The organism is Salinarimonas soli, assembly GCF_008386575.1.
In the GTDB taxonomy this organism is placed as follows: domain Bacteria; phylum Pseudomonadota; class Alphaproteobacteria; order Rhizobiales; family Beijerinckiaceae; genus Salinarimonas_A; species Salinarimonas_A soli.
The window spans coordinates 27,031-50,174 of record NZ_VUOA01000043.1 but is presented as its reverse complement, the minus strand read 5'-3'; the positions used below and the strand labels follow the sequence as shown (position 1 = coordinate 50,174).

Genomic DNA, 23,144 nt, shown 5'->3' with positions numbered 1-23,144 from the left:
GGCCGGGCGGTGGCGGGGGTGTTCAACCTGGAGCGCATCGTGGCCCGCGCCTGGCCGGCGGCCGAGAACCGCATCACGATCGCCGAGCTCACCTATTGAGGGATGGCCTCGCGGGCGGGCTCCGAGATTCCCAGCGCAGCCCGGCCTCGAAGGGCGCTCCAGGGGTCTTCATCCGGCTGTGGCGAGGTGATGCTTCGAGACGCCTGCTGGCTCGGGCTCCTCAGAGCGTGACCCGAAAGGGTTCGCACCTGTCCCCCTCATGCTGAGGCGCGAGCGGAGCGAGCCTCGAAGCACGCACCACCCGCGTGAGCCGGAGGGAGATCCCTGGATCGCCCTTCGAGGCCCGCCTGCGGCGGGCACCTCAGGACGAGGACGGAGGGTAGGCCGTCCTTATGAGCCAGCCTCTCAGCATGAGGGGGTGGGGAGACCGCCGTTCCGGGCCGGCCTCCCCGGGTGGCTTCAGCGGGCGATGCGCAGCTTCGAGATCTGGCCGCCGATGTTCCTCAGGGCATCCTGGAGCTGAGCCGCGTCGGCCGCATCGTAAAAGGCTCCGCCGTTGAGCGTGGAGCACTCGGTCAGGAGCTTCTTGACGTTGGCGTCCGTGACCTCGAAGGCGATGGTGAAGAGGCGGATGCCCGATGCCGTGTCGGCCGCCATGTTCTGGCAGGTGAGCTTGGTGATCGTGTCCGCCTCCGCGGCGTTCTTGCCGTCGTGAAACTTGCTGTTCCGGTTGCGCTGCGAGACCGTGTTCATGCCGTCGGTGACGAGGATCATGTTCCGGCTCACCGGCGAGCCGGCCTGGGCGGTCCGGGCCGAGAGGGGGGCCTGGGTGGAGAGCGCGCGCCAGCCCCAGAGCAGGCCCGCCGGCAGGTAGGTCTCGCCGTTAGTGGTCAGGGCGTTGATGCGACTTTTGGCGAGGCTCAGGTCATTCGTGGGCTCGAGGATAGGCGAGGCGCAGCTGATATTCATCAGGCCGGGGATGCGGACCGAGTAGTTGCCGTCGCGGGTCTCGTCGGGATAGGGGCGCGATCCCACGCAGCCGTTCCAGCGCACCCAGCTGCCGCCGCTCTTGGTGCATTGCTTGACCATGTTGTTCCCGTAGATGGGCGTGCACTGGTCGACCCAGCGGGCGGGCTGGGCTGCGATGTCGCAGGAATAGGGTGTTCCGTCGTTGTAGCAGGTGCGCGGCTGGGCGGGCTGCGCGGGCTGGAAGACCTTCTCGCACTGCTGGCCCACGACCTCGCGCACGTCCTCGCACTTCTCCTTGACGGGCGTCTGGTAGTCGGCCGGCACGTCGAGCCAGGGCTGGTTGCGGTTCCCCAGGCCGATATTCACGTATTGGGCGAACGGGATCACCGAGACGTGGATCTGGTCCGCGTCGCCGCGGCGCGCGATGAAGTCGTCGATGAGGGCCGTCGTGGCGCTCTTGAGCGAGGTCATGCGGGCGCCCATCATCGAGCCCGTGGTGTCGAGGACGAAGGCCACGTCGAAGCGCTCGTTGCGCCCGCTCGTCGCCTGCGACTCCACCGCGACGGGCACCGTGCGGATGCCCAGCACGCTCAGAAGGGTGGTCGGCACGGCCGTCGAGACCGTGACGCGGACCGCCGATTCCTGGCCGTTCTGCAGAACCTGCTCCACCGCCGGCTGGTAGGTGATCCCGTCGCGCTGCGGGAGCTGCTTGGTGAGGAAGGCGAGCCCCTGCTGCTTGCGGGCCGTGAAATCGCCTGTGGCCTTCGCGACCGAGAGCGCCGTCCCGTCGGCGGCGGTTTGCATCGTCTCCCGGAGGCTCATGGCGCGGTTGTAGTCCAGGGCGGCTCCGGCGGAGCCGACCAGGGGAACCAGGACGAGAGCGAAGAGCACACCGACCCCGCCGCGCTTCTCGCACAGGAAGGAGGGAAGGTATTTGATCATGGGAGCCCGCAGCACAAAGGACGTACGCTAGACATCGGGCCTTGCCGGCTACGGAAACCTTAATCTGATGCCTGACATCGGCCTGACTGCGGGAGATCCTTAAAGATCGATCAAACATCGCCTCAAAAGTGGCGAGCTTTCTGTCAGTCGTGGGGCGGCTGCGGGGCTGGGCGGGGTGCCGGCCTTGGAGTGCATTGCGGTCCGGCCGTCCGCCTGGGCGGGAAGCCGAGGACCTCTGACATGCGGTCATACAGGGCCTCAAGTTGCGCGAGGTCCTCGCGTGGGATCGCGTCCGGGGCGGCGCCAAAGATTTGCCTTGCGAAGCCGGCGATCGTGACATCCGCAGCGGTGAGCCGGACGGCAGCCGGTCGCACGGGACGGGCGGGCGGGCGCGTTCGGGGCCGGCCTTGCCCGGAGGGGCAGGCGGGGGGCCCGCGGGGCGGATCGTCAGTGGCGGGTGGACTCGTGCGGGCATGGATGTTGCGCAGCAGCGCTCTGCGGCGGGAGGCAGCACGGCGCTCGTAGCGATCCAGCCTGACCAGATCGGCGAGGGCGCCTTCGGCGTCGGCCAGGGACGGGCGAGCGGCGTCCCTGCTCGATTCGTGTTTCTCCACGTTGCGGCGCAGGGCTGCGACGTTGCGCTCAGCGCTAGCCATCAGGCGTTTGCAGCCTTCCACCCCGTTGAGGTGCGACAGCCGCAGGAGATCAGCCTCTTCACTGCGGATGAACGACCAAACGTGAAGCATGTATTCACAATCATGTGCACCTTTGGAGAGAATGCTGGCGCTGGGGTGAGCAGCCGCCTCGTCGAAGCCCTTCTCCTGCAAGGGGGCCAGAGCGCGGCCTGTGACGGCCGTGCGGTGCGCCCGGATGCGCCATATCTCGACCTGCGCGGCGGCCGCAAGGCGCGCCAGGTGGAGGGCGTCTGGGCCGTGCTCACCCGGCCCGAGGAGGGCCCGCGCGAGGGGCTCGACGCGGGCCGCCCAGGTGGGGTCGCGGGTGATGTCGGTCGAGAGGCCGTGCCGGAGGGCGTTGCGGCTCGCGCGGGCCTTGCCGGCGCCGGTGCGGGGGCCGGTGCTGCGCTTTGCGTTGCGGCGGTTGGCGGCCTGCTTGGCGGGAGTGGTCACGCGGGCGGCACCTGAGGGGCTACAGCCTCTCGGGCCGCGGTGCCCGGGCGTTCTGGGGACGCCCCCTCCTCCCCTGCCCCGCTATCTCCGCCAGCGGGATCGGTGTGTGGGCGCGCGGCTTGCTGGTGCCCTCCCCCTTCAAGCCGCTCTGGCTGGGGCGTGGGTTCGTTCTGCGCGTCTGGAGCCCCCCCGCCGTCGGAGCCGTCGCAGGTACCGAGCTCGCTTTCGGGGTCGACGTCGTCCGGAAGATCATCACCGTCGATCTCACCACGCTGTATGCGGTCATAATGCGCGTTCACCGCTGCCCGACGGTCCATATGGAGGCGCTCGTGGCGGCGCTCGTCGTCGCGGGGGTTCGACACCCGGCCGGGGCTCGGGGCGGGCTCGTTGGCGGAGGCCTCGATGATCTCGTCAGAGACGCGGCGGAGGCGGCCCGCGCGGGGGTCGCGGCGGCGCTCGAACTCCCGCAGGGCCTCGTTCCGGCGGGCGTAAGCGGCCGTGATCAGGGCCTCTAAGCGCTCGATCTCGCCGAGCCTGCCGAGGAGGGTCTCGGCGTTGAAATCTTCGGACGTGCGCCCGTACTGGCGGAGAATGGCCTCAATCCGCTCGACGGCCTTGGGCTCCCGGCGGGCCCAGGCCGACATCAGCTTGTCTCGGCTTGCAAAGAGAGCCTCTCTGCGGATGCCTTTCGGCTCCTGCCTGTTGATGAGGAAGGCGTTGATCGCATCGCGTTGCCGGCCAGCGAGGTAGGTCCGGCGCAGGCGGCGGTAGCGGATCACTTCCCAGGAGAGGTCGCCGATCTCCTTGAGGTCGAGCCACTCGATGATGTCCACTGGGACGAGGGAGAGGCTGAGCTGACGGAGGATGCCCTCGTAGGCGTCGGCGTCCTCCTCTGGCAGGAGGGGCGGCGGGCCAAGCAAGGCGGCGATGTGGCGGGGAAGCACCTCTGAGAGGGGGACTTTGGGCAGGGCCTGAGTGGGGGTTATCACGATCGAACTCCAGAACGTTCCTCGTTCGTTCCAGTGTCGGCGGTTCAGTTCAGCCCAACAAGCCCCCTGCCGTGGATAGCCTATGTTTTAACCTGGAGCCGAGACGAGCAGTTGGGTTCGTTCTGCCAACAACGCTTGGTGCTCCTGGTGTACGTCAGTGATCGTCTCGAAAGGTATTTCACAGAAATGAACTAAGTAAATTTGCTTTTATTACCGCATTGTTAGACGAACACCCGCCCCACCTCCGTTCTCAGGTATGAATTCGATCCCGGCACTTTCGAATATCGACTGCAATTTTCGAGCATTACTCCCCCTGATTACACCACCTTTCTCAAATGCGCGAATGGAAACGGCGCTTAAACCCGACTTTGACGAGAGTTCTGCTTGTGTCCAGTCCAGAAGCGCGCGAGCTGCACGGCACTGCGCCGGGGTAAGCGCCGGCGCTTGAAAGTTATCTTTTTCGTAAGTTTCTGGTTGACTCATCCCGTCCAGCCTATAAGTTTCTTTTTCCGTAAGTTATCTCATCCAGTGAATCGGAGAAACAGATGAGCCCTCAAGCTGCCTCGAAGCCGGACCGCTGTTCCTATATCGGCGGCTCGGATGCAAGAACCATCATGAGCACGGACGAGGCTGCCCTCGTGCGCCTCTGGCAGGAGAAGCGGGGCGAGGCAGAACCGGAGGACCTCTCGGGCAACCTCCTCGTCCAGTTCGGCTGCGCCACGGAAGACCTGAACCGGCGCTGGTTCGAGGGCAACACCGGCCACGCGCTAGGCGGGTTGCAGCGCTTCGTGCGGCATCCTCGGCACGAGTGGATGGGCGCGACGCTCGACGGTTTCGTCGAGGCGCAGGCGGCCGTGTACGAGGCCAAGTTCATGCTGCCCTGGTCGTTCTCGGAAGAGGCCGCAGCCGACAAGCACATGGCGCAGCTCCAGCACAACATGCTCGTGACAGGCTCCAAGCGCGCCTACCTCTCGATCCTGACCGGCGGGGCCAAGTGGGTGCTCATCGAGGTCGAGGCGGACCCCGTGTACCAGACGGTGCTGCTGCAGGTGGAGCGTATCTTCTGGCGCTGCGTGCAGCAGGGCGAGGTGCCGCGCCCGTTCGGGGTCGAGGCGCCCCGGGCCAAGGTGCCCGCCGTGCGCGTGGTCGACATGAGCCTCTCGAACACCTGGGCCGAGTACGCGTCCGTCTTTGCCCAGACCCGGGAGGCGCATGGGCGGCACGAGAGTGCCAAGGCGGAGCTGAAGGGGCTTGTGCCTGAGGACGCCCGGGAGGCATTCGGCCACGGGGTCAGGGCCAAGCGCTCCAAGGCGGGTGCGATCAGTTTCGAGCTCATGAGCAACGGAGGCTCGCATGCGCTCGGGCTCTGAGGGGCTGGCGCAGCTCGCGGCGGCGCTCGCCAAGGCACAAGCCGAGCTCGTCAACCCGGCCAAGACGCTGACGGGCCGCATTGAGCGGTGGGGGTTGGGGCGCGAGGGGCAGACCTACCGCTATGCCCCGCTCTCGGCGGGGCTGGACATCGTGCGCAAGACGCTGTGCCGGCATGAACTGGCGGTGCTGCAGACCACGCATGTGGAGCGAGACGGCGGGCTGGTCCTGCTCACCACCACGCTCGCGCACGGGTCGGGCGAGTGGATTGCGGCGACCTGGCCGGTGTGCCGGCTATCCGACATGGCAAGCCCGCAGGCGATGGGGGCGGCTCTGACCTATGCCCGCCGGTATGGCCTGTTCACGCTCGTGGGGCTTGCGGGCGAGGACGACCTCGACGCGCCCGCGGCGGCTCCGGCCTGGGAGCGGGCTGGTGGGCAAGCTGGGGCCGCTGCGGGCGGGCTTGGGGGTGGGGTGACAGGGGGTGACACCCCGGGGGTTACACAGGGGTCACACCCGGGCCAAGTGGGGGTGACAGGGGGGTTACAGGGGCGCCAAGTGGCCTCGCCGGAGGGGCCAAGTGTTACCTTTCAGGGTAACAGTGTGAATCCCGGGGGTGACACTGTTACCCCGCCAGCGGCTGATCCGTGTGCAAAACGGGCTTGGCAGGCGCCTGCTAGCGTGAGCCAGAGCACCCTCAGGGGCAGGCGCCGGGGCACTCCAGCCAGGGCCAGGGGTGGGCCACTGCGCCCTCCCGGCACCGTGTCCGCCACACATCAACAGCCGTCCACGGGTCCGGCCGAGCCTGGGGCAGGCCCGGGCGCGAGCGCCGACCCGCTGCTGGCGTGCGCCCTGCAGGCCCTGCCCTCCCGGCGGGGGCTGTCGGACACCGAGCGGGCGCAAGCCGATGCCGACTTCCTGGCCCGAGCCGAGGCGCTCGGCGCCGATCCCGACCTTCTGGTCGCCTTCACCCTCGCCGAGGGCGGGGCCACCCCGTCCCCTTCATCAGCACTGAACCCTGGAGAGAGCCATGCGTGACCGCCCCTTCCCCCGTTGTGAACGCCGCTGGCTGCCGGGCCGGCTTCGGGCCGAGATCATGCTGCGCCAGGACGGGCGCTGTGCCGATTGCGGCACGCGGCTCATCATGGGCTTCATCGTGTTCGACCATCGGCCGCCGCTCGCCCTCCGCGACGAGCACGAGAATGCCAACGATCCGGCCCGCTTGGCGGCGATCTGCTGGACGTGCAACGAGCAGAAGACGCCCAAGGACCTGAAGGAGATCGCGCGCACGAAGCGCCTGGCCGAGCGTCACCAGGACTTCCGGGCGCGGCAGGGCGACCGCGTGCCGGGCCGGCGCGTGCCCTCGCGCAAGCAGTGGACGAACACGCAGCGGAGCATCGGCCTCGACCACCGGCCGGCCATCTCACGTGACCGCCCTCCGGCCCTAACACCGCCCAGCCGGCCCTTGGTCCGGCTGCCGGGCAAGGGAAGCAAAGACCCGAAATCCTGACGGCACCCGTTGGCAGGGCAGGCGCCTGATTGGAGGCGGCTGCCCTGGACAGGGCCCCGTCATGCCCCCGGGCGCGAGGCACCGCTTCCGGGATGGTGCCTCAACCCACCCGCGATCGTGGCCCGCGTCGGAGGGAGGACGACGCGGGCAGCCCACCCGGCTTCTGTTCACTGATGGGCTAGGAGGACCACGTCCGGCGCCTCAAGCACCCTTGGATGCGGGAGGCTCCGCATGCCGTACTGGCGGGAGCGCCCTCTTGAACGGACAGCGTCGCCATAAGATACGGCATTGTAGACGCGGGCGCGCGGCGAGCACTCCAGCACGCTGACCCGCGCCTCAGTGTGATCGTGGGCATTGTCCAGCAAAGGACGCCGCGTTCCAACCTACACGCCATGCGGCTCCGGTCGTTTCACGCGTGCCGCTTCCATCTGCGGTAGGATCGTGCCGAGCCACGCGCACGAGATGAGGTAGACGATCCAGTTCGCGCTATGTGCCGCCCAGGCCGGAAGGCGGACGGCCCATAGCAATGCGATCACGAGGCTTGGAAGAACGACCAACCGCCATTGCCTCCGGCCTTCCAACGCCTCGATCATGCGGGGCAGCGCGCCGAGCAGGAAGATAAGGCGATAGTTGAAATTAGAGCCCAAGAGAAAACTGAAGCAGAAGATCGCCAGGCAGGCCAGACACAGGTCGTCGCGAAACGTTCCCCGGCGCAAGGCCGGCAGCAGCAGTGTGGGCGCCCCCTGAGACAAGCGCATGCCCAGTCCCGCCGCGGCAAGGCCGAGGACAAACGCGGCGCCGACGCCAAGCCACCTCATCGCCGTGCGGCTTTCCTCCGGAACGCCCACCCAATCCGCGAGATCTAGGAAAAGCGGCGCTGCTCCGAATGAGTAGTAGGAGGTGAGGGGCGTGTTGGAGAAGATGAAGGCGAGGTGATTGCGCGATACGACGACGAAAAGGAGGAGCGAAATGAGGCCTGCCGCGATCGCCGGGGCCCACCTCCACCCCGCCTGCCGGACCAGAATGATGCACGCGGCAATCGGGTAAGCCTTCAACACGGCCAGGACGGCAACCAGCCCTCCCCGCGCGAGCCACCGGGAGGCCGGCCCCATCCGATGCGTGATCGCCAATCCGAAGGCGAGGCAGGAGAACAGGAAGACGTCGACGTTTCCGCGCTCGATCCCGAACATGACGGCAGGCGAGAGAATGGCGAGGATCACGAGCGCTCCACCCACTGGTGTGGTGGCCCGGAGGATCATGAGCAGGGCTCCCGCCGCCAGGAGTGCCATGCTGACCCCGATCACGTCAGTTGCCGCCGATGAGACGCCGAGGTGACGGAGTTCCAACCAGACCGGCGGATAATTGAACATGCGGCCCCACGGGTCGCACTGCCCCGTCCGGTAGGGGTCGAACCCGGCCCGAAGGCAGTCGATGGAGTGGGTGACACTGATCGTGTCGGTGAACCGTGGGTTGGGTGGCGGCATCCGGGGCACGCCCAGGAGATCCCAACTCCAGAGCAGACCCTCCGGTTGAACGAGGCCAACGGTCAGCACGATGGCGAAGATCAAGAACGCGAGAATAGCGCCGGCCCGTTGCTGCATGCTCCACCCCCTTCTATCCCGCATGTCACCGCCCCCGGCACGACTGGAACCGAAGCGACCGCGCGAAGCGTCAACGGCTAGCGACCGCTAGCTTTCGATCTGGCTCAACAAGGGGACGGATAAGCGCTTCGATCGCCCGCTGAAGATGGCGTTCGAGGAGCGGCAACGATCAGGCGGGTGGTACCTATGTCGAGGCGCCAGTGCATCTGAGCGGATCGGGTTCGTTGCAATTTGAGCGTTCCGTTTGGCCAGGGTTTCAGATGTCGCAGTTAGCTTCGGTTCACGCTGCGGAGGCACCAATGGAACACGACGATTTCACGCGATTGAAGCCGAGCGAACCGGCGACGGTGCTACTCGGACAGGACCGACACCACTTTGGCCGCATGCAGGACGCCGTTCAGTTTGCGCTTGAGACCGCGGCCGACGAGGCTTGGGTGATCACTGACCGCGGCCTGCTCGCGCCGGAGGACCTGCCTCGCGTAGCCCAGAAGCTTTCAGCCTGATGCTGTCACCTTGAACCCGCATCGATCTGCGGGGCGTTGTTCCCCTGAACAGGAGGGACACGATTATGATGCGACAGTCACGCGAATGCCACCCGATCGCAGCGCTTGGCTCTGCGATCCTGGATTTCTGCCTTGTGGGCGGGCTCCTGGCCGCAGCGGCTGTAGTCGTAAACTGACACGCCGGGCGCGCCCGATTTGCCCGGCGGGGATGATTTTTTAAACATCACTACTGGGCACACTGCAACGAATTTCATGTTACAGTGTTATGGCCTGACCTAATCTGGAACCTATTTGCTGTTGCTCACACCGGTCACAGCCAGGTTCTGCAACAACCTAATAGTGACATGAAAAGACAGAACCGGCCGTTCGTTGTCGAAGTCAAACGCAGTCGCTCCTCACCCACGTGGCCAGCACACTCGCCCCGACCCGATGCCGGCCAAGGCGTGTGGACCGAACTGTCGGATCTCAGGGACGGGGCGTCCTCACCTGATGTCGACCGGATCTTTGGCGGCCAAGCGGATCGAGCACGCGAAACCAGCGACCGCACTCACGCCGTACCGGCCGCCCCCCAATCAGGGCGCATCCTGCCGAGCCTCCTGCTGCAGGCGCGCGGCGCGGGATCGGACCTGCCCAAGTCAAAGGTTGACGCTGGACAGGCCCGCGTCAAGGCCGCTCGCACGCCGGGGGGCCGGGGTAGGAACGGAGGCCGCTCCCCTGACGCTGCCGCCTCGACGATGACAGGACGGAAGGGGGGCCCTCCCGGGCAAGCGGCCGCCAGGATCGATATCCCCGTCGCATCGGTGCCAGCCGGCGTCCAGCCTCCCCCGCCCCAGGCGCGTCAGGCTTCAATTCGGGCCCGCAAACCGGAGCCCGAGCTCAAGCGTGGGGAGCGTTGGAAGCGACGCCTGCCGCCGGTTTGCCGGTGACCGGGCTGGCACGTTTTTATGCCGTGCCACTTCAGTGGCCTGCAACGACACGCCGGCGTTGGCCGGGCGGTGATCGGAGCCGTGCGGGCTGCTCGACTTGAGTTTGGGGCCTGCTGGTGGTTAGGGGTTTCCCGCGACCGGATGGCTTCGAGGAGTTGATGCAGAAGGCTCGTTCGATCACTGGCCACCTCCGCCTTTATGCTCTGGCCCTGGCCTTTCCGATCCTCCTGATGAGCATTTTCATTGGGTGGGCCTACCTGCACCAGGAGGCACGACGCATCGACCGTGTCGCCGAGGCGCAAGTTGCGGCCGTGGCGGCCGACATCGAGAGCAGGCTCGAGGGCCTGCGGGGCGCGCTCACCGTGCTGTCCGTCAGTCCAAGCGTCGTCGGGGGCGACGTGGCGGAGATCCGCAGGCACATCAAGCAGATCGGAATGCCGGACGATTTCTGGTTCGTGCTGCGCGACCCGGGCGGGCAGCAACTCATGAACACCAAGCTGCCGCCGGACGCGGCCTTGCCAAAATTCGCCTCGGAGGGTGACGATCTCATCTTCGAGCAGGGCAGAACCTACTACGCGAACCTGATCTGGGGCCCCGTAGGCCGGACCTGGATCACCGGCATTGCCATCCCGGTCCGGTCGGCCCCGGGCGGGGCTGGAGTCACGTCCTCCCTCAGCGTGATCATCCCGGCTGCCTATTTCAAGCAGGCGTTCGACCGCGTCCCGGCGGGCTGGATCGTCGCGATCAATGACCGGAACGGGGCCATCATCGCCCGCTCCCCCTCACACGACGAGTGGGTCGGCAAGCCCATGTCACGAACCGGGTGGGAGGTCACGAAGGACGTGCCGCCGGGGGCGGGAGGTCTCTGGCGGGACGTGTATAGCCTGGAGGGGATCAGGGTTCAGGGCGCCTACCACAGGATGGCCAGCACGGGGTGGCTGATCGGCGTGTCCGCCCTCCCGGAGGTCTACGAATCGCCAAGGCGTTCGATCCTCTTGATCGGCGGGGCGGCCGCCATGGTCTCCCTCCTGTCGGCCGCCCTCCTCGCCGGGTTCATGGGCCGGCGCATCACGGGCGCCATCAATGCCCTGCAGGTGAAGGCGGCCGCGATGAGGGAGATGCGCGACATGGACGTCCCCCGGACGTCGCTCCAGGAGGTGAACGCGGTTGGCACCATCATGCGGGATACGGCGCGCGTGCTCCGCCGGCGTGAGGAGCAGCAGGCGACGCTGATCCAAGAGTTGAACCATCGGGTGAAGAACACACTCGCGACGGTGCAGTCGATCAGCCGCATGACCATGAAGACATCGGGGGGCCTCTCGTCCTTCGACGAGGCGTTCTCGGCGCGCCTCATGGCCCTGTCGGCCACACACAACCTCCTCACCGTATCAGCCTGGTCGGGCGTCGATCTGAAGGAATTGCTGACCGTTGAACTCAAGCCCTTTCAGTCGAGCCGCGTCTCGTTCTCCGGGCCGCACGTCACACTTCCCAGCAATGTCGCGATTGCGCTCGGAATGGTCGTGCATGAGATGGGAACGAATGCAGCGAAATACGGAGCCCTCAAGGCCGACGAGGGCGAAGTCCGCATCGAGTGGTCGGCCGAGCGGGGCGTGCTGAGGCTTGAGTGGAGGGAGGCGGGCGGGGCTCCCGTCGCGCCCCCGGCCCGGGCCGGCTTCGGGTCGCGCCTGATCGAGCGCACGATCCGTGGCGAACTCCAGGGCACCATCGAGAGGACGTTCGACAGGTCTGGCCTTCGTGCCGTGTTGACGATCCCCATGCCGGCCTGAGGCGGCGCATCCCGCTCCAGCGGAGCCTGAAGCGGGGTCAGTCATCATCCCGGTGCGTCCGGTTAAACGCCGTGCCGGCCGCACTCGCCACGGCGTCGGCCACCCGCAGCGCCTCCTCCCGGGAGACCTCGAACGAGACCGTGACGGGCTCACCCCCCGAGGCCCGCGCCGTGATCTCGATGCGGACGCGGTCTCCCTCCCGGACGGCACCAAACTCCCAGAACCCAGGCGCCGGCTCAGGCATGGCGGTGGTTCAATCCCATCATCGTGCGAAATCGGACGAGGGCCAGCCCTCGCTTACTCCTCGGCCAAGCCGCTGGCCGCGTCTGGGCCCTCGGGGCGGGGCCCGGGATCCCTCGTGCGCATCTGGCCAAGGCCGAGCGATTTCGCGAGTTCGGACCGCTGCTTGGAATAGTTCGGGGCGACCATCGGGTAATCGTGGGGGAGGCCCCACTTGGCGCGGTACATCTCCGGCGTGAGGCCCACCGTCGTCAGGTGACGCTTCAGGGAACGGTACTGCTTCCCATCCTCAAGGCTGATCAGGAAGTCGGGCGTGAGGGTCTTCTTGATGGGTATGCGCGGCTCGAGCTTCACGGGCTCCGGCTGCGCCGGTGTGCTCAGGCCCTGCAGTGCTTGGTGGACCGTGCCGATCAGGGCCGGCAGCTCGGCCGGTGGAATGCTGTTATGCGACACGTAGGAGGCCACGATCTCAGCGGCGAGGCTGATATAGTCAGGGTTGTGCGAACCGTCATCCTGCATTGCGGGCGCATCCTTTGCATGGGCCCCGTCCGGGTCTGAAGGGGCTTCTCCAGTGCCGCATTTAGGAATGACGGCGACGGTGTCTACCCCAAACACCGTCTCGGCAGCCTGCATGCCACAGGACGAGCCCCCTCCGTCTCTAGGGGAGGGACGGCAAAGCCTTGACCTTGCAACGCGTCAAGGAGCGCGTCGGCGTTGGCCTGGCCGCCTCCGACTCAAGGCCAATCAGCCCCAGCCGGCGGGACCGGGCGGTGTGGCGGGCGCATGTTGGTGCCGGGCGGCGTGCCCTGGTGCGATCAGACGATGCTGATCAAAGTGCGGGACCCGCCGGGCCAAGCATTGTCGAGTGCGCCCGACGCCGAGACGAACCGGTGGACGATCATCTCCAATCCGATGCCCGCGCTCGGGGCCTCGTGGAGGGCGAACGCGGCGCGTTGGAGCTCAATGACCGCATCCCACTGCTCGGGGCTGTCGGCATGTGCCGCCAGGTGGCGCACTGCTTCCAGGGCGACACGGGCTCGGGCTTCGTTGTCCCAACCTGGCCGCCCGGCAAGCCGGACCCGGCTCAGCCAATGGCGGGGCAGGTCATCGTCCCGTTGACCGCCCGGCATGGCCTAATCGCACTCGACGACACGGGCCGCGACCGACTGGCCGGCTTTGTTGGTGACGGTCTGGACGTCGTAGTAGCAATTTTCTCCGACGAGTTCCGCGTCGACGGGATGGGCCGGAGGGGTGGCGCGGGCAGCCGGAGCAGACGAGGCAAAGTTGACGTGCGCGGCCGCCAGCGTGGCGCCGATTGCTGCGACGAGGATGGCACGGCGGAAGGCGGCAGGGCGCGGGCCCATGAGGCAACTCCAGGGACGATGGGCGATACATTAGAGATAAATTCAATTGCGTACAAATAACCATTCGTCGGATGACTGAAGCGTGTTCCACGCTGCCCTGAACAGCCGCCCGCCCCCGCGTCTGCACAGGCGAACGCGGCGGGGTCCACCCACAGGTCACGGGCCACCCTCCCCTCCCGTTTTCTGCCCTCTATTCACACGGCGGGCTTGGCATATGGTGGGCATCAGGCCCGGGAATCGATGTCTGGCGTGCCAAACGACGACGATCTTGCCGATGCTCTGGAGAGCGTCTCACGCTTCCTTGTGGAACTCGCCGCCATGTCGGACCGGGAGCAGGCGGCGTTCATGGCGCGGGCGGTCGCGAACGGCGCCTTCCACTATGGTCTCCTGCCGGAGGACCTCCTGCCGGGGCTCTTCGCCACGATTGGGGAGGTCGCCGGCGAGGCAGGCCTGAGCCCCGAGGCCGTGGCGATTGAGGCATTCCGCCGGCACGGCTACTGGGCCGAGATGCAGGAGGTGGACGCGGTCGTCATTCTCCGGGCTGTGCGGGTCCAGGGATGAGGCTCCGCGCTTCCACGGCGACACGGGGCGTTGAGTGAACGGGTGAGCATGATGGGTGAATTGACTGCAGCCGAGCGGGACCTTCTCGCCCGCATGCCGGACGAGTTCACGGCCCTTGAGGGCGAGGATGGAGGCGCCCTGTGGAGCCTGGAACGACGGGGCTTCATCGACGGCCGCGTGCGGCCGACGGAACTGGCGACGCTCACCGAGATGGAGTGGCGCATCAGCGCCGAGGGAGTTCGGGCCAGGGGCGGGTTTGCAGGGAACGGTTAAGTGGGCGTGATGAACAAGCCCCCGCCCTGAACCCTCGCTGAGGCGAGCGCGGTGCTGATCGGGCCCGCTCGCGTCGAACACCGATACGGGCCATGGCACGCTTCTGTTCGCCCCTATGCGTTGGTCGAGCCCTGTGCGTGCCGAGGTCGGACATTACCCGGGAAGAGCCCTTGAAGACGCCCACTCAATGCTTGAGCGAGATTAGGCGGGCCGTTGGCAGCGACGGCGAGGCGGATCTGCGCGCGCTCACGATCCTGGAAGCCACGCGCAGCCTGGCCGGCCTTCCCGCTACCGTCAACCAGGCGCTGGCACTGCGTGCCCTTTCACGGGTCGCGCTGAGCATGGCCGGACTGAGGCATGATGATCTGCGCCGGTTCGACGTTCTGAGCGACCTTGCGAAGGCGTGGTTGGCGTTCGAGGGAACATGGTACGACGAACAGGGGAGCCCCCTGGACAATCAGGGACAACTCGGCACATCCCGGCTTCCCGGGGACCGCCGATGACCGTGTCCCACTGGATCGAGCAGATCGGTGAGGCCGTCACGGGCGGCGCGCCGGTCGAACTCCAGGCCCACAGGATCCTCGATGCGGCCGCCCAACTCACCTTTGTACCGGCGACACTGCGGCAGGCCGAGGCACTCGTGCAGCTTCAGTTCGCGACGCTCAAATTGGTTGGTGTTCTGGACGGCGATGCCAGGCTCAGCCACGCGCTGACCCGTGTCGTGACGGCGTGGTTTACCCTTGAACGGGAGTGGTCCGCCTGCATCCCGCCGGAGCAGCATTCACCTGCCAACTGACGCAAAAGGCTCGACCGAGACGGGCGGAAAGGGGCACCAAGAAACTCGCCAGCACTGGAGCTGTCTCTGGCGGGACCGCATACAGATGCAGACGGGTCCGTCATTCCGTTCGAAGCAAATCGCTCGAGAGAGTGGCGGCCTCAGGTGAGCACAGTCAGGATTCGGTGCGCCTTCTCATGCTGCGCGGGCAACACCGTGGTGCGCTGCGCAGTTTTCTCGGCGCACCGTTTTGACCAGCTTTACATCAAGGCAAAATGCGCAAACGGATCGAATCCATTTTGATGAACACTATGATCCGGGATCGCCACGTCTTGGGGGACTAAATTGTCGTGAGCGGATGCCATTGATTGATGTGAAAGGATGGCGTGGGACTTCTCGGAAGCGTGAGTGTATGCGTGGACCCGCGCCTCGGCGTTCCCTCTTCCGGCAGCGCCCAATTCGGACCAGAGGAGCTCATTCACTGCCCCATGAGGTGAGTGGGAAAGCTTCTGTACAATTCCTGTGGTATTGGCATGACCCGGCTGCGGTAACTCCCAGTGTGTCGGGCTCGCCGCAGCTGTCGACACATCTGGCACCTCCACCTGCGCAGTCGCGGGAAGTCCTGTGCTGGCGGACACAGGCGCGGGCTCGGGGTGCGTCTCGGTCGGAGTCCCCTGCAGCAGGGGAGCCGGATGTTGCGCTCCGGCAAGCACCGGCACGTCCATTCCTTGTGCTGCCCCCCCCGCGGAGGCAGCAGGCGTGTCATCTACCTGGATCGTGCTATCGGATGCAGGGACAGGGCCTTTGTCGAGCCCCTCGCCTGGGCCACCCGGGTGTTCGGCGCTGTTGTTGTTGACCATGGACAACTGGTCACGGATCTTGGCAACGTCCTTGTTCAAATTGTCAATCTGCGCCTGATCGGCGCCGTTCTCCACGTAGGCCAGCACGTGCGTGAAATCGCCCGCAGTGTCGACTACATAACCACCGTAGTTCTGGAAAGCCTTCGCGAGGGCACGTCCCTCAGGAGTGCTCAGCCCGATGGCGTCCAGGTCAATCCATTGCGGGATTGCGAATAGCGCCCCAATCGGAACTTCGCCCTTGTACATGGACGGCCCCGCACCATCGGAGGACGTTGCCGGCCAGACGAACTGGTCTGCTTGTGTCGAGCCTTTCTGGGCCTGATTAACGCTGATTGCCATGGCGACAGCGTGATCAATCTCCAGGCTGTCCAATTCATCAGCCCGCACTAGACCGCCGAGCAGGGACAGGCCGGCGGCACGAATACCCTCGTGAGCTCCTGGAGCGGCGGCGATCCCGTCCGTGGTGAGGTCGTTTCGGACGATGTAGTTGGCATGATAGCTGTTCGAGCCAGCGTCATAGGAACCCAGCCACGTCTCGAAGTAATGCTGACCATCGGGCTCTACGATGATTGCCCATCCGTCCACAGTTTCAAATTGGAGCCCGGCGGGCGTATGCATTTTGAACGACCCGCCCCATGTCTCGCCGCCTTGGGTCCACTCGGACGTGGAGCGCGCGTCGTAGTTCCAGGTTAAAAGCGGGTCGGTGCTCGTGGCCTGATAGACCGTCATGGAGTTCTGCTGGACCCAGGGATCCGCCCGCTGGCTCGGGGTGCGGATCATCGCCGTCTCGGGTTCAGACGCACTCTGATACGTTGCGCCCGCACCAATCGATACGTTCCACGGACTGCTTGTCGAGAATGGCTGTTCAATTGTCTGATAGACCATATCACGATGCCCCTTGTATTACGTGATGGTGGCTTTGTTTTCTGGTTAGTTGTCAACAAATCACGATCGACGCCTTCCCGGACGTCGTGATAACTCTTCGTAACATCTACCGTTCACGAACTCAGATTTACGGCGTTAGCGCTCGTTCTCAAGCCGTCATCTTGCAAATCAACCTAGCTTGATGGGACCCTTTATGCGATTTGGAATGTGGCCAAAACATGTTTCGCTGCAGGCGCCCCCTCCCACGGGTGTGGCCCAGCAACGCGGCACTGGAGACAACCAGGCGAAGCATGCGCCGACCTGGGACAACCTCCCCCGGCGGGGCCTGCCCCCCCTGCGTCGGCGGGCAGGCCCCGCTGAATAGCCATGGCGACACCTATCCGCGCTGCCAGTGTGGTGCTCGGGCGGGATGACAAGCGCGACCGGCGCCTCGGCAACGAGAAGAGAGAACCTCGTTTCCTGGCGGTGGCATAAAGTGACGTCAGGGCAAACGTGGCAAACTCAGGCCTTGAACATGCTTGTCTTCTGCTCATTCGTCATACTTGTCGTGTGCAGGGCAGTGTTCAAAGGGTGTGGCGCTCTCTTGATGCAGCACCATGAGGGAAAAGAACAGCGCGACAGCGGTGACGCACCAGAGTGGGGACCGGGACTGAGTGCACAAATGCCACACCTCGCGGATGTTACAGCATGGCCGCACGCGGGTGGATGTGCCTGAGATCCGATCGGGCTACCCCAAAGAGGAGCGGAACAAGTAGAGCCGGAGCACAGCCATCTGGAAGGCTGGCAGCCGGTGTTCATAGGGCAGAGGCTATGCCGGACGGCGATCTAAGGGACAGCTCAAAACAAGCATCGGATCTCTGGCCGGTTGCAGCACTGACCGTCGGCGGCGCGCTTAATGCGCTGTGGATCGTCCTCCTGCTGTGGGCCGTGCTCAGGGTTTTCGGCTTGCTGTGAGGCGTCCCGGGCGGTCCTCCATGACGGGCGCCCGGAAAGCGCCCTCGAGGACGACGGCGACGCAGATCAGCCACATACACGCGATCTCAAGCATGCTGGCGGTCCTCGATGCGGTCTGGTCTTTGCCAGCTATTCATTCGCACTGCGGCAAAGCTGCGCCGCATCGGTTAACAGATCGTGAAGGTCCTCGCCCCGGTTCCGGTCTGGCCGGGCGCGGCGCAATGGTCGGGCGCCTGGATCAGATCGGCAGGGTGAGCGGTCCGCCCGACAAGCGAGCTTTCGGAAGGCAGGCAGACTGGGTCATTCAACACCGGACGCGGCTCCCGGGCGGGTAGCGGGACCGTCGTTGTGCCAAACCGTTGACGCTTACTGGCGCCGCCCGGTGCTAAACCCGGAACATGGGTTGCGGTAAACCGTCAATGTCCCGTCGTGGACGGGGCCGCCATGGTACCGACCAACCCGCTTTTCAGCCGAATGTTTCCCTTAGTTCTGCGGCCGCCGCCATCAGTTCCGCTGTATTTCGTCCGCCACTTCGTCCTGAGCGTGGGACCAGCATCATCGCCCGTCATTTGCGTGTTCGTGCTCGTGGAAGTCGGGCCACGCGCAGCATGGCAACTGGCAGCCTCGACCCCGGCGGCGAGCGTCGATCAGGTGCCCGAACAAATTACCGAGCTCGACGAAGAATTGACCTTCCCTGGCGCCTGCAGCGTTCGATTGCGGGTCAAGCGCCAATGCGGGCCGTCTGGGTAAAGGATGCGCCTGACCCACCGGCCCGCTCGCGTCCGCCGCCGTTAGTAGCGGCTCTGGAGCACCACCTCAGACGACGGGCGTGCCGGGGAAAGCGTCACCTCGACATAGGCCCTTGCGCGCACGCTCGGAACGGGCGCCACGCGGGGAGCGATACAGTTCGGGTTGTCGGGGCAGCGGTTGGATCGCAGATAGAGCTCGTCCACGACCACCGGCACGCCGACGGCAGGGCCTGCCGAGGTCCTACGCACCGCAAAGTCGGCGGCGAGGCTCGAGCCCGCGATGGTGGCTGCTACAGCGAACGTCGAGAGGGACAAAATAGTACGCACGGATCGGCCTCCAGTTTCGAGTGATCCTGGCACAGACGCGATCCACTCACAATTACCGCCAGGCTCGGACGGTGAATAATGTGGTGCCCCGGCCGATGCGCCACGCCTGATCCTCCACCAGGGGCGCCCGGGTCGGGGGAGCAAACACGACCAGTCGCGCTGGCGAGTACCAACTCACCTCGCCCCCATCGACACGCGGTGGGGGGCGGTGCTCTCGGGCCGCCGGCGCAGGCTCTTGGCCCCCTGTGCGCTTGGCCGACAAAGTATCGGGGGCGACGCCCCAAGGTGTGGCGATGGCCCTAGGTTCCGTCCTCGAAATGCCCCCCTCGCCCGGCCGGCCCGACATCTTGCGGGCGCGGCGGGGCGCGTCGACCAATGCCCCACATTCCGGCGAAATCCGCGCGGCGCGCCAATTCGGCGCGTTCACCGCGCCCCGCCGGGGCACCCGCGCCGAGTTCTCGGCTCACCATTCCGGCTACAAGATAAAGCAGCAAATGATACACTGACTGATGGATGAAAAGATTGGACTCGGTTGCTCCGATCCACATGTGGGCGAAAACGATCAGGCACGGCCAGAATACGACGGGATCATTACCGCGGGATACAGCCACCCAAAGGCGCTTAGCAATTTGCAGAAGGAAAGCCGCGAGCAGACCGATGCCCAAAAGGCCGAGTTGCAGGCCCGTCTCAAGCCAAACGTTGTGGGCAGACCGGGGCCCCCAATCGATGCCGCGTGTCAGATCAACGCCCCCGAGGGGGCCCGCATTATCCCAGAAGCTCCCGAAGCCGAACCCCAGGAATGGGTGGGCGGCAATCGCGTCCCGCGCGTAGACCCATAGTTCGTCTCGTCCGGTCAGCGACGTGTCTTTTCCGAGCCCCTCTAGGATGTCGCTTGCGAAGAGTGCGCCACCGGCGAGGGTGGCGGAAACAACGATCAGTCCGAGCCCCAAGGCGGCTTGCGCGTGTGGCCTGGGCTGCCTCGCAGCCAGGAGGGTGGTGAGGGCGCAAAGGACGAGGATTGCGACGAAGAAGGCGGACACGGCCCGGATCGGGATCATCAAGGCGTAACAGGCCGCCAGGGCGATGATGGCGCACGAACGACGGCGGCCCCTCATGATCACGGCGCCGACGGCGGCCGTCGCGACGGCGTAGACCATCAATGCCCCGAAGATATTCTTCTCCAGGAATGCCCCGCGCCACGCGCCCTGATTCTGCGTCGACTGCACAATCCCATAGCTTGGCAGAAGCATAATGAATACAACGGAGGTCACGACAACGATACTGAAGGCAATCGCGATTGCGCCCCACACTTGGCGCATACTCAGTTGCTGACCGGCCGAGATACCAAATATGCTTAAGATGCTTAATTGCAGGGCCGTGTAGGTCGCATATCCCGGCATATCGGACCATGCGCCCGAGAGCAGGGCCATAGCGACAAGCGCAACGCCCAGCGGATTAGCCGCCAGTCCGGCCAACGCGTGCCTCGCGCCGAGCAGGATGCTGAGGCACATCAAGCCGTAGAGCCCGGCCCAGATCAGAACACCCACCCGGGAAATCGCCGAAAGGTCGAAATTCACCTCGTTCGGGCCGGCCGCCAACACCTGCCACATCAGGCCGGAGCCCAACGTGACGGCCAACACCAGCGTCGCCCAGGTCACGCAAGAACGCCAGTCCATCTGCCCGGTCACTACGACACTTTCCCCCTGCCCCATCAGCCTCCGGCCCGCCCTGCCGCGTGACACCCGGCGGGCCCACGCCAGACATCCGGCGTGGGGCGGAGTTCCCAGACCAGCGCCGGCCGCGGCCAGACGGCAACGGCAAGATCGAGCATCTCACAGCGGGCGGGCGTGGGCCCAGGCCGAACCTATAAAGCAAATCACGGGCAGACTCACATCCCTTGGAGGAGGCAGACACGCGCCCTAGATCAGAGCCAGCGCGCCCCATCCCTCAGATACCTTACGCGTGAGCGACAGGGCCTTCCTGGGCCTGGCGCTCGGGCGTCGCGCCGTGCCGTGTGGAGTCACATGCCCCTGCCGTTCGATCCGCCTGCATTCGATACCGCCGTGCGAGCCGACTACCACCGGGTCGGAGGCCCCTCCCGTTTCGCGTGGTGGCGGGTGATTTTGGAAGCCCTCCGCAATAAAACCTTTGCCCCCGTCTTCACCATTCGCCTGTGCCAGTATTATTCCGACCGCCGGACCGTGTGGGCTGCTCTGGGCTTTGCCGGTGCCCGGGGGCTGCACCGGTGGAGTTGCGGCCGGGCGGGCGTCGAGTTGCCGTGGAGCCTGGACCTGCGTGAGGGCCTCCTCATTGTGCACGGCTTCGGCCTCGTGGTGAATGGTGGCGCAGTCATCGGGAGCAACGTCACACTCTGCCACGGGGTCACGCTCGGCGGCCGTGACACGGGGGCCGAGGGTGAACGGACCATCCTGCTTCCGAGTGTTGGGGACGACGTCTATATCGGGCCGGGCGCCCTCATCCTCGGGTGCCACGTGGGGGCCGGTTCATTCGTGTCGCCCATGTCGGTGGTGGTCCAGTCGGTCGAACCCCGGTCTCTGATCACGCCGCCCGTCGCAATTGTCCGGCGGACTGATTTCCGGTTCGAGCCCATCAATCGGTGGCCCGGGGAATCCACCTCGGGGGATGGGGCACCGCGGCCTGCTTTTCTGCAGCGGCCCCCGGCCACTGACTGACCACAGGGTAGAGATTGTGCGGGATCTCCGGCGAAACCGAGTGGTGCCCCTGCCCGGCGGGGACCTCACCGCCCGACGCGGCCGCCGCACGTCCTCACGCCGGCCCACTCGAGGCCTTGACACGGCCCAGGCGGGACAACTCCTTCCGGCAGGCGAGCGACGTCAGCACAAGCAGGACGAGACTGGCGGTGAGAGACCCGAATGCGGCGCCGGCCGGTCCCCACTGGCTTGCCAGCACCAGCGACATCGCCGAGCCGACGAATGCCGAGGCGGACAGGATACGGATGTTTAGGAGAGGCCGGGCAACAACTGTCAGGAACGCGCTTGGGAGCAATGCGGCTGTCTGGATGAGTTGGTCAAGGACGAGCACGTCCAGGAGGGGCCCGGCGCCGATGAAGGACTGCCCGAAAACCCCGAGGATCCGGTCGCCGGCAATCCAAAAGATCGACGCCCCCAGGAGTGTCGGGACGAGGCTTATTGCAAGGCCGAGGGCGAGCACGCGCCTCGCGCCCGCGACGTCGTTGGCCGCGACGCGGCGTGACAGTTCAGGTAGAACAGCCCCGCTTGCGGCGTCCCGCGCCATTGCGAGCGTCTGGGCCACGGCCAGCGCGACTGCAAATTGGCCAACGCCAGTGGCGGCGGAGAACAGGCCGACGGCGACAGTGGGAAATCGCGCCATCACCGTTGACGCGCCGACCGTGACCGAGGTGGGGAGGGCGAACTCAAGCCAGGGCCGGCGCAGTGTGACCCGCCGCGCCTCGCGGACCGCCCGCGGGACGTGCGCCCACAGGATCGGCAGGGAGGCGGCGCAGACCAGGACCGTCGCCGCTGCGAAGGACGCGGACGCCGTCACGCCGTCGGCCGGCAACCCGCCGGCCACGGCTAGGTAGAAGAGAAGCAGGTGCAGCAGAGGCTGCGCGATGAGGAGCGGCGCGTAGGCGACGACCGTCAGGTTAAAGGAGCGTCCGACGGCGAGCAGGGCGAAGAGGACGGCGTAGGCCGGTATGCTGGGCAGGATGCAAAGGGCCGCCCACCAATATGATCCATCGATGAGGTCGGGGAACGTGACGGCGGCGGCTGCGAACGCGACGGCCACGGCGACACCGACGGTGGTCACGACCCGGAAGCAGTGCCAAGTGAACCCCGCAGCGGACCCGTAGGCCTCATCGTACAGGTACCCGGGGATGAAGCGCTGCGCGGCTCCCACATAGCCAAGGGTGGCCAGGGGCCCCAACAGGAAGACCCAGTTCCTGGCGTAGGCGAAGGAGCCGAACTCCGAGGCTTGAAGCAGGCGCGCGAGGAGAAGCGTCAGGCCGAAGGCGAGGACCTTCCCGAACGCCTGAAGGCCCAGCCCGAGCAGGGCTTGGCGCAGGACGTCGGACCGGGATAGGCCGGCCAAGCGCTTCAGCAGGCTTCCCATGTGCTCCCTCCGGCAGCGGGGCGGCGTCGAGTGCAGGGCCGCCCCTCGTTATACAGCCTCAAACGGGCGACGTTCCCCGCAGGAAGCGCGACGTGGCCCCACGCCCACGCCGGGGGTGGCCGCTGCCGGCAGCCCCGGCGTCGGGCCAACGCGTTGGGAAGGCCGCCGCCGGCACAGATCCAGGGCGCTGTCTGGCACGAGCGGGCGGGGCCGACCAGTGCCCGGCGCGGAGGCCGGGGATACGGGAGGAACAAGAAGTGCCCGTCGGCATTGTCTTCGCGCTCGTTTCACTGCGGCCGTTCCCCCGAGCGGCACAAGGCA

25 protein-coding genes are annotated in these 23,144 nt (G+C 66.1%); 12 read left to right on the top strand and 13 right to left on the bottom strand.

The features are described 5' to 3' along the window. Nucleotides 1-459: 459 nt before the first annotated feature. The 4 genes from F0L46_RS22925 to F0L46_RS22910 all read right to left on the bottom strand — a co-directional run bounded on the left by F0L46_RS22925 (nt 460) and on the right by F0L46_RS22910 (nt 4,510). The gene (locus tag F0L46_RS22925) at nt 460-1,911 is read right to left on the bottom strand and encodes a TadE/TadG family type IV pilus assembly protein (RefSeq protein ID WP_149821942.1); all 1,452 of its coding nucleotides are present in this window, start codon (nt 1,909-1,911) and stop codon (nt 460-462) included. A gap of 143 nt (nt 1,912-2,054) precedes the next feature. Next, nucleotides 2,055-3,038 (bottom strand): hypothetical protein, encoded by a 984-nt coding sequence (locus tag F0L46_RS22920; protein ID WP_149821941.1) that lies wholly within the window; start codon nt 3,036-3,038, stop codon nt 2,055-2,057. Next, nucleotides 3,035-3,958, bottom strand: a complete 924-nt coding sequence (locus F0L46_RS22915) for a hypothetical protein (RefSeq protein ID WP_210247676.1) — start codon at nt 3,956-3,958, stop codon at nt 3,035-3,037. The genes F0L46_RS22920 and F0L46_RS22915 overlap by 4 nt, the downstream gene beginning before the upstream one ends. A 279-nt stretch (nt 3,959-4,237) precedes the next feature. Continuing rightward, entirely contained in the window at nt 4,238-4,510 is a 273-nt protein-coding gene (locus F0L46_RS22910) for a helix-turn-helix domain-containing protein (protein ID WP_149821939.1), read from the bottom strand. 62 nt (nt 4,511-4,572) lie between these two features. Between F0L46_RS22910 and F0L46_RS22905 the strand changes: the two genes are divergently transcribed. From F0L46_RS22905 to F0L46_RS22895, 3 genes are read left to right on the top strand one after another with little or no spacing between them, the layout of a single operon-like run. Continuing rightward, the gene (locus F0L46_RS22905; protein WP_149821938.1) at nt 4,573-5,397 is read left to right on the top strand and encodes a YqaJ viral recombinase family protein; all 825 of its coding nucleotides are present in this window, start codon (nt 4,573-4,575) and stop codon (nt 5,395-5,397) included. Then, nucleotides 5,381-6,433 (top strand): ERF family protein, encoded by a 1,053-nt coding sequence (locus F0L46_RS22900; RefSeq protein ID WP_149821937.1) that lies wholly within the window; start codon nt 5,381-5,383, stop codon nt 6,431-6,433. The genes F0L46_RS22905 and F0L46_RS22900 overlap by 17 nt, the downstream gene beginning before the upstream one ends. Next, nucleotides 6,426-6,905, top strand: a complete 480-nt coding sequence (locus F0L46_RS22895; RefSeq protein ID WP_149821936.1) for an HNH endonuclease — start codon at nt 6,426-6,428, stop codon at nt 6,903-6,905. The genes F0L46_RS22900 and F0L46_RS22895 overlap by 8 nt, the downstream gene beginning before the upstream one ends. A gap of 383 nt (nt 6,906-7,288) precedes the next feature. Here the strand turns inward: F0L46_RS22895 and F0L46_RS22890 are convergent, their stop codons facing one another. Beyond that, nucleotides 7,289-8,506 carry a hypothetical protein gene (locus F0L46_RS22890; RefSeq protein ID WP_149821935.1) on the bottom strand — a complete coding sequence of 406 codons (1,218 nt, stop codon included), beginning with the start codon at nt 8,504-8,506 and terminating at the stop codon, nt 7,289-7,291. Between the two features lie 299 nt (nt 8,507-8,805). Between F0L46_RS22890 and F0L46_RS22885 the strand changes: the two genes are divergently transcribed. Then, nucleotides 8,806-9,009: a hypothetical protein gene (locus F0L46_RS22885; protein WP_149821934.1), complete on the top strand. Its 204-nt coding sequence runs from the start codon at nt 8,806-8,808 to the stop codon at nt 9,007-9,009. Nucleotides 9,010-10,093: 1,084 nt separating this feature from the next. Continuing rightward, on the top strand, nt 10,094-11,722 hold the full coding sequence (locus F0L46_RS22880) for a sensor histidine kinase (protein WP_240540121.1): 1,629 nt from the start codon (nt 10,094-10,096) through the stop codon (nt 11,720-11,722). 37 nt (nt 11,723-11,759) lie between these two features. Here the strand turns inward: F0L46_RS22880 and F0L46_RS22875 are convergent, their stop codons facing one another. The 4 genes from F0L46_RS22875 to F0L46_RS22860 all read right to left on the bottom strand — a co-directional run bounded on the left by F0L46_RS22875 (nt 11,760) and on the right by F0L46_RS22860 (nt 13,326). Then, on the bottom strand, nt 11,760-11,966 hold the full coding sequence (locus F0L46_RS22875) for a hypothetical protein (RefSeq protein WP_149821932.1): 207 nt from the start codon (nt 11,964-11,966) through the stop codon (nt 11,760-11,762). A gap of 53 nt (nt 11,967-12,019) precedes the next feature. Continuing rightward, nucleotides 12,020-12,595, bottom strand: a complete 576-nt coding sequence (locus tag F0L46_RS22870) for a Ros/MucR family transcriptional regulator (RefSeq protein WP_306461780.1) — start codon at nt 12,593-12,595, stop codon at nt 12,020-12,022. Between the two features lie 182 nt (nt 12,596-12,777). After that, entirely contained in the window at nt 12,778-13,092 is a 315-nt protein-coding gene (locus F0L46_RS22865) for a hypothetical protein (RefSeq protein WP_149821931.1), read from the bottom strand. Nucleotides 13,093-13,095: 3 nt separating this feature from the next. Then, nucleotides 13,096-13,326, bottom strand: coding sequence for a hypothetical protein (locus F0L46_RS22860; RefSeq protein WP_149821930.1), 231 nt, complete (start codon nt 13,324-13,326; stop codon nt 13,096-13,098). Between the two features lie 249 nt (nt 13,327-13,575). On the opposite strand from F0L46_RS22860, the gene F0L46_RS22855 reads away from it, so the two are divergent. From F0L46_RS22855 to F0L46_RS22840, 4 genes are all read left to right on the top strand, one after another. Further along, nucleotides 13,576-13,887 carry a hypothetical protein gene (locus F0L46_RS22855; RefSeq protein WP_149821929.1) on the top strand — a complete coding sequence of 104 codons (312 nt, stop codon included), beginning with the start codon at nt 13,576-13,578 and terminating at the stop codon, nt 13,885-13,887. Nucleotides 13,888-13,947: 60 nt separating this feature from the next. Then, nucleotides 13,948-14,160 carry a hypothetical protein gene (locus F0L46_RS22850; protein ID WP_149821928.1) on the top strand — a complete coding sequence of 71 codons (213 nt, stop codon included), beginning with the start codon at nt 13,948-13,950 and terminating at the stop codon, nt 14,158-14,160. A gap of 170 nt (nt 14,161-14,330) precedes the next feature. Then, nucleotides 14,331-14,663: a hypothetical protein gene (locus F0L46_RS22845; protein ID WP_149821927.1), complete on the top strand. Its 333-nt coding sequence runs from the start codon at nt 14,331-14,333 to the stop codon at nt 14,661-14,663. Then, on the top strand, nt 14,660-14,956 hold the full coding sequence (locus tag F0L46_RS22840; protein ID WP_149821926.1) for a hypothetical protein: 297 nt from the start codon (nt 14,660-14,662) through the stop codon (nt 14,954-14,956). Before F0L46_RS22845 ends, F0L46_RS22840 begins: the two co-directional genes overlap by 4 nt. A 239-nt stretch (nt 14,957-15,195) precedes the next feature. Here the strand turns inward: F0L46_RS22840 and F0L46_RS22835 are convergent, their stop codons facing one another. Next, the gene (locus F0L46_RS22835) at nt 15,196-16,680 is read right to left on the bottom strand and encodes a hypothetical protein (protein WP_149821925.1); all 1,485 of its coding nucleotides are present in this window, start codon (nt 16,678-16,680) and stop codon (nt 15,196-15,198) included. Nucleotides 16,681-17,490: 810 nt separating this feature from the next. Between F0L46_RS22835 and F0L46_RS26335 the strand changes: the two genes are divergently transcribed. Together F0L46_RS26335 and F0L46_RS22830 are read left to right on the top strand one after the other, a co-directional pair. After that, entirely contained in the window at nt 17,491-17,634 is a 144-nt protein-coding gene (locus F0L46_RS26335; protein ID WP_188312102.1) for a hypothetical protein, read from the top strand. Nucleotides 17,635-18,078: 444 nt separating this feature from the next. Further along, entirely contained in the window at nt 18,079-18,384 is a 306-nt protein-coding gene (locus tag F0L46_RS22830) for a hypothetical protein (protein WP_149821924.1), read from the top strand. Between the two features lie 41 nt (nt 18,385-18,425). Here the strand turns inward: F0L46_RS22830 and F0L46_RS22825 are convergent, their stop codons facing one another. Next, the gene (locus tag F0L46_RS22825; protein ID WP_149821923.1) at nt 18,426-18,710 is read right to left on the bottom strand and encodes a hypothetical protein; all 285 of its coding nucleotides are present in this window, start codon (nt 18,708-18,710) and stop codon (nt 18,426-18,428) included. A 299-nt stretch (nt 18,711-19,009) separates the two neighbouring features. Then, complete coding sequence (locus F0L46_RS22820; protein ID WP_149821922.1) at nt 19,010-20,398, bottom strand: O-antigen ligase family protein; 1,389 nt, start codon at nt 20,396-20,398, stop codon at nt 19,010-19,012. Nucleotides 20,399-20,734: 336 nt separating this feature from the next. Here F0L46_RS22820 and F0L46_RS22815 point away from each other — a divergent pair, with 336 nt between their 5' ends. Then, the gene (locus F0L46_RS22815; protein WP_149821921.1) at nt 20,735-21,403 is read left to right on the top strand and encodes an LbetaH domain-containing protein; all 669 of its coding nucleotides are present in this window, start codon (nt 20,735-20,737) and stop codon (nt 21,401-21,403) included. Nucleotides 21,404-21,497: 94 nt separating this feature from the next. Here F0L46_RS22815 and F0L46_RS22810 read toward each other — a convergent pair whose 3' ends face one another. Then, nucleotides 21,498-22,823: a lipopolysaccharide biosynthesis protein gene (locus F0L46_RS22810; protein ID WP_149821920.1), complete on the bottom strand. Its 1,326-nt coding sequence runs from the start codon at nt 22,821-22,823 to the stop codon at nt 21,498-21,500. Nucleotides 22,824-23,144: the final 321 nt, after the last annotated feature.

Coding starts and splice junctions, on each gene's coding strand:
- F0L46_RS22815 (WP_149821921.1), top strand. CDS start 20,735: ATGCCCCTGCCGTTCGATCCGCCTGCATTCGATACCGCCGTGCGAGCC.
- F0L46_RS22875 (WP_149821932.1), bottom strand. CDS start 11,966: ATGCCTGAGCCGGCGCCTGGGTTCTGGGAGTTTGGTGCCGTCCGGGAG.
- F0L46_RS22810 (WP_149821920.1), bottom strand. CDS start 22,823: ATGGGAAGCCTGCTGAAGCGCTTGGCCGGCCTATCCCGGTCCGACGTC.
- F0L46_RS22895 (WP_149821936.1), top strand. CDS start 6,426: ATGCGTGACCGCCCCTTCCCCCGTTGTGAACGCCGCTGGCTGCCGGGC.
- F0L46_RS26335 (WP_188312102.1), top strand. CDS start 17,491: ATGCCGGACGGCGATCTAAGGGACAGCTCAAAACAAGCATCGGATCTC.
- F0L46_RS22880 (WP_240540121.1), top strand. CDS start 10,094: ATGCAGAAGGCTCGTTCGATCACTGGCCACCTCCGCCTTTATGCTCTG.
- F0L46_RS22885 (WP_149821934.1), top strand. CDS start 8,806: ATGGAACACGACGATTTCACGCGATTGAAGCCGAGCGAACCGGCGACG.
- F0L46_RS22870 (WP_306461780.1), bottom strand. CDS start 12,595: ATGCAGGCTGCCGAGACGGTGTTTGGGGTAGACACCGTCGCCGTCATT.
- F0L46_RS22890 (WP_149821935.1), bottom strand. CDS start 8,506: ATGCAGCAACGGGCCGGCGCTATTCTCGCGTTCTTGATCTTCGCCATC.
- F0L46_RS22835 (WP_149821925.1), bottom strand. CDS start 16,680: ATGGTCTATCAGACAATTGAACAGCCATTCTCGACAAGCAGTCCGTGG.
- F0L46_RS22840 (WP_149821926.1), top strand. CDS start 14,660: ATGACCGTGTCCCACTGGATCGAGCAGATCGGTGAGGCCGTCACGGGC.
- F0L46_RS22865 (WP_149821931.1), bottom strand. CDS start 13,092: ATGCCGGGCGGTCAACGGGACGATGACCTGCCCCGCCATTGGCTGAGC.
- F0L46_RS22860 (WP_149821930.1), bottom strand. CDS start 13,326: ATGGGCCCGCGCCCTGCCGCCTTCCGCCGTGCCATCCTCGTCGCAGCA.
- F0L46_RS22900 (WP_149821937.1), top strand. CDS start 5,381: ATGCGCTCGGGCTCTGAGGGGCTGGCGCAGCTCGCGGCGGCGCTCGCC.
- F0L46_RS22830 (WP_149821924.1), top strand. CDS start 18,079: ATGGTACCGACCAACCCGCTTTTCAGCCGAATGTTTCCCTTAGTTCTG.
- F0L46_RS22910 (WP_149821939.1), bottom strand. CDS start 4,510: ATGAGTCAACCAGAAACTTACGAAAAAGATAACTTTCAAGCGCCGGCG.
- F0L46_RS22905 (WP_149821938.1), top strand. CDS start 4,573: ATGAGCCCTCAAGCTGCCTCGAAGCCGGACCGCTGTTCCTATATCGGC.
- F0L46_RS22925 (WP_149821942.1), bottom strand. CDS start 1,911: ATGATCAAATACCTTCCCTCCTTCCTGTGCGAGAAGCGCGGCGGGGTC.